This is a genomic window from Microbacterium sp., from assembly GCF_052099035.1.
Lineage (GTDB): Bacteria > Actinomycetota > Actinomycetes > Actinomycetales > Microbacteriaceae > Microbacterium.
Genome location: NZ_JBQDSX010000036.1, coordinates 27,969 through 31,184 on the forward strand (window position 1 = coordinate 27,969; position 3,216 = coordinate 31,184).

3 protein-coding genes are annotated in these 3,216 nt (G+C 67.3%); 2 read left to right on the top strand and 1 reads right to left on the bottom strand.

Translation table 11 applies throughout. The features are described 5' to 3' along the window. Nucleotides 1-45: 45 nt before the first annotated feature. Nucleotides 46-459 (bottom strand): OsmC family protein, encoded by a 414-nt coding sequence (locus ACTIAO_RS11740; protein ID WP_441906410.1) that lies wholly within the window; start codon nucleotides 457-459, stop codon nucleotides 46-48. 273 nt (nucleotides 460-732) lie between these two features. On the opposite strand from ACTIAO_RS11740, the gene ACTIAO_RS11745 reads away from it, so the two are divergent. Together ACTIAO_RS11745 and ACTIAO_RS11750 are read left to right on the top strand one after the other, a co-directional pair. Then, nucleotides 733-2,799 (top strand): acyl-CoA dehydrogenase family protein, encoded by a 2,067-nt coding sequence (locus ACTIAO_RS11745; protein ID WP_441906411.1) that lies wholly within the window; start codon nucleotides 733-735, stop codon nucleotides 2,797-2,799. A gap of 182 nt (nucleotides 2,800-2,981) precedes the next feature. Continuing rightward, on the top strand, nucleotides 2,982-3,216 hold a 235-nt coding region (locus ACTIAO_RS11750), incomplete at its 3' end, for a hypothetical protein (RefSeq protein WP_441906412.1).

The following is a 3,216-nucleotide window of genomic DNA, read 5'->3' on the forward strand; positions in this document are numbered from 1 at the left end:
GTGGTCGCCGCGAACTGAGTGGTCGCCGCGAACTGAGTGGTCGCGTCAGGCGGCGTACGGCTCCGCGTGCACGGCGACGGTGGCTGCGCCGGCGAGCAGCTTCGACACCGGGCAGCGCGCGTGCGCGGCGGCGAGTACGCGTTCTGCCTCGGCAGCATCCGCTCCCTCGACCGAAAGATACGCGTCTACGTGGAACTCGAGACCTGGGCCGGGGTCCGCATCGTGCAGTGCGACCTCGACGCGCACCGCGGTGCGCACATCGTCGGCGACGAACACTCGCGCTGTCGCATTCAGGCACGTCGCCCAGGCGAGAGCCAGCAGCTGCTCGGGGTTGGATGCGGCGGGATCGCGATCCGGGTTCAGCGGTGACGCCACCGGCACGGACATCCCGTCGGCCACGACGCTGACGCCGACTCCGCCGTCGCGGTTGCTCGCCTCTGTTCGGTATCTCTCGCTCATTGCTCCACCGTATGCCGCCCCTCCCGGTAGCGCTCCCGAGTTCGCGCTCATGCGAGAACAGTTTCGCGGCTCCGCCCGCCCGGGAACCCGCGAAACTCTTCTCCTCTGGCTGCGCACACTTCGGGGGCGGGAGCGACCCGAACCTGTTGGCTCGCGACAACGCCGGATGGTTACGGTCGCCGAAGCTGTTGGAGGGATCGCACAGTACGCTTTGCGCCGGGTTGGAGGAGTCCTACGGTTGAAGCATCCTTACTTCTCCTCGAGAGGAACACAATGGTCGACGCCGCCGTCCGCACTTCGCAGCCGACACAAGAGAGCGATCCGCACATCGATGTCGAGCGCGTGAACGAGCTCCTCCTCGGCACCTGGGCTGACACTCGTCGCGCTGCGCGCGAGATGATCAAGGACCCGGCGTTCTGGCGCGATGACTCACTGAGCAAGGACGAGCACCGCGAGCGCGTCCTCAGCCAGCTGCACCTGCTCGTTCAGAACAAGGCGATCCACCGCGCCTTCCCGAAGAAGTTCGGCGGCGAGAATGACAACGGCGCCAACATCTCTGGCTTCGAGGAGCTTGTCGCGGCGGACCCGAGCCTGCAGATCAAGGCCGGAGTCCAGTGGGGCCTCTTCGGCTCAGCGGTGCTGCAGCTGGGCACCGCCGAGCACCACGACAGGTGGCTCCCCGGCATCATGGATCTCTCGATCCCCGGCGCCTTCGCGATGACCGAGATCGGCCACGGCTCCGATGTCGCAGCGGCGGCGACGACGGCGACCTACGATCCCGAGACCGAAGAGTTCGTCATCAACACCCCGTTCCGCGCGGCGACCAAGGAGTTCCTCGGAAACGCGGCCCTCCACGGCGTCGCGGCGACCGTCTTCGCCCAGCTGATCACGAACGGCGTGAGCCACGGCGTGCACTGCTTCTACGTTCCGCTGCGCGGGGAGGACGGCAATGATCTTCCCGGCATCACGCGTGAGGACGACGGCCTGAAGGGCGGCCTCAACGGCATCGACAACGGCCGTCTCGCGTTCGACCACGTGCGCATCCCCCGCACCAATCTGCTGAACAAGTACGGCGACGTCGCAGCGGATGGCACCTACACGAGCCCCATCGACAGCCCCGGGCGTCGTTTCTTCACGATGCTCGGAACCCTCGTCCAGGGGCGCGTCTCGCTCGATGGCGCAGCATCCTGGGCATCCGCCCTCGGCCTGCACATCGCGATCACCTATGCGACGCAGCGCCGCCAGTTCGATGGCGCAGACGGGCAGGAGGTCGTGCTGCTCGACTACGGCAAGCACCAGCGTCGCCTGCTTCCGCGTCTGGCCACCACGTACGCGCAGATCTTCGCGCACGATGAGTTCGCGCAGAAGTTCGATGGCGTCTTCTCCGGCCGCACCGACACCCCGGATGACCGCGAAGATCTCGAGACCCTCGCGGCGGCCCTGAAGCCGCTGTCGACCTGGCACGCGCTCGACACTCTGCAGGAGGCGCGCGAGGCCTGCGGCGGTGCCGGGTACATGTTCGAGAACCGCCTCGTCGGCCTGCGAGCAGACCTCGACATCTACGTCACTTTCGAGGGCGACAACAACGTCCTGCTGCAGCTGGTCGGCAAGCGCCTGCTCACCGACTTCGCGAAGCAGTTCAAAGACAAGGATGCTGCGGCTCTCGCCAAGTACGCCTTCGGGCAGACCGCGGGCAAGGTGTTCCACGGCGCGGGCCTGCGCCGCTTCGGACAGAACGTCGCCGACTTCGGCTCGACGGCGCGCTCGGTCGAGAACGGCCTGCGCGCCGAGCAGCAGCACGAACTGCTCGCCGACCGCGTGCAGCAGATGGTCGCCGACATCGCCGGCCGTCTGCGTCCCGCTGGCAAGGACAAGGTGCTCGGCGAGAAGCTGTTCAACGAGAACCAGGCCGACCTCATCGAGGCCGCGCGCGCACACGGCGAGCTGTTGCAGTGGGAGGCGTTCACGGATGCCGTCAACAGCATGCCCGATGACGAAACGCGGCAGGTGCTCACCTGGCTGCGCGACCTGTTCGGCCTCCAGCTGGTCGAGAAGCACCTGGCTTGGCACATCATCAACGGCCGTCTTTCGACGCAGCGCGCCGCCGCCGTGTCGAGCTACATCGACCGGCTGTGCCTGCGGTTGCGTCCGCACGCGCTCGACCTCGTGAATGCGTTCGGCTACGAGCCCGAGCACGTGCGCGCGCCCATCGCCAGCGGCATCGAACAGCAGCGCCAGGACGAGGCGCGCGCGTACTACGCCGAGCTCGAAGCATCCGGCGCTGCGCCGATCTCGGAGAAGGCGCTGCACAAGCAGAAGCAGCACAAGGCAAAGAAGTAGCCGCCCAAATCCCAGACGCCCGGGCGCGGAGTCGGCGCGTCGCCCCCCCTGCTGCGCGCGTGACACGCCGGAGCCGTCTGGGATTCGGCACCGCCCGGGGGAGTGTCAACCGCTAAAGTTGTCGTGGTCCGCACGCGGAACGCGCGAGCGGAACACTTTGGCGGCAGGTCATGAGGAGGGGCATGATGGGATTCCTCTTCGACCGGCTCCGCCCGAAGATCGACGAGACCGCGCTGTACGACGACGAAGCCCGCGACGACGACGCTCGTGACGCGACGCCGGTTCGTCCGGCGCGCCAGCCGGCGGTGCGCTGGAAAGTTGTCCTGACCTGCTGGATCATCATTCTGGTCGGTGCTGCGGTCATTCTCGGCGCCTGGTACATCGGCGTGCCCGTCGACTGGGCACTCACCGATACTG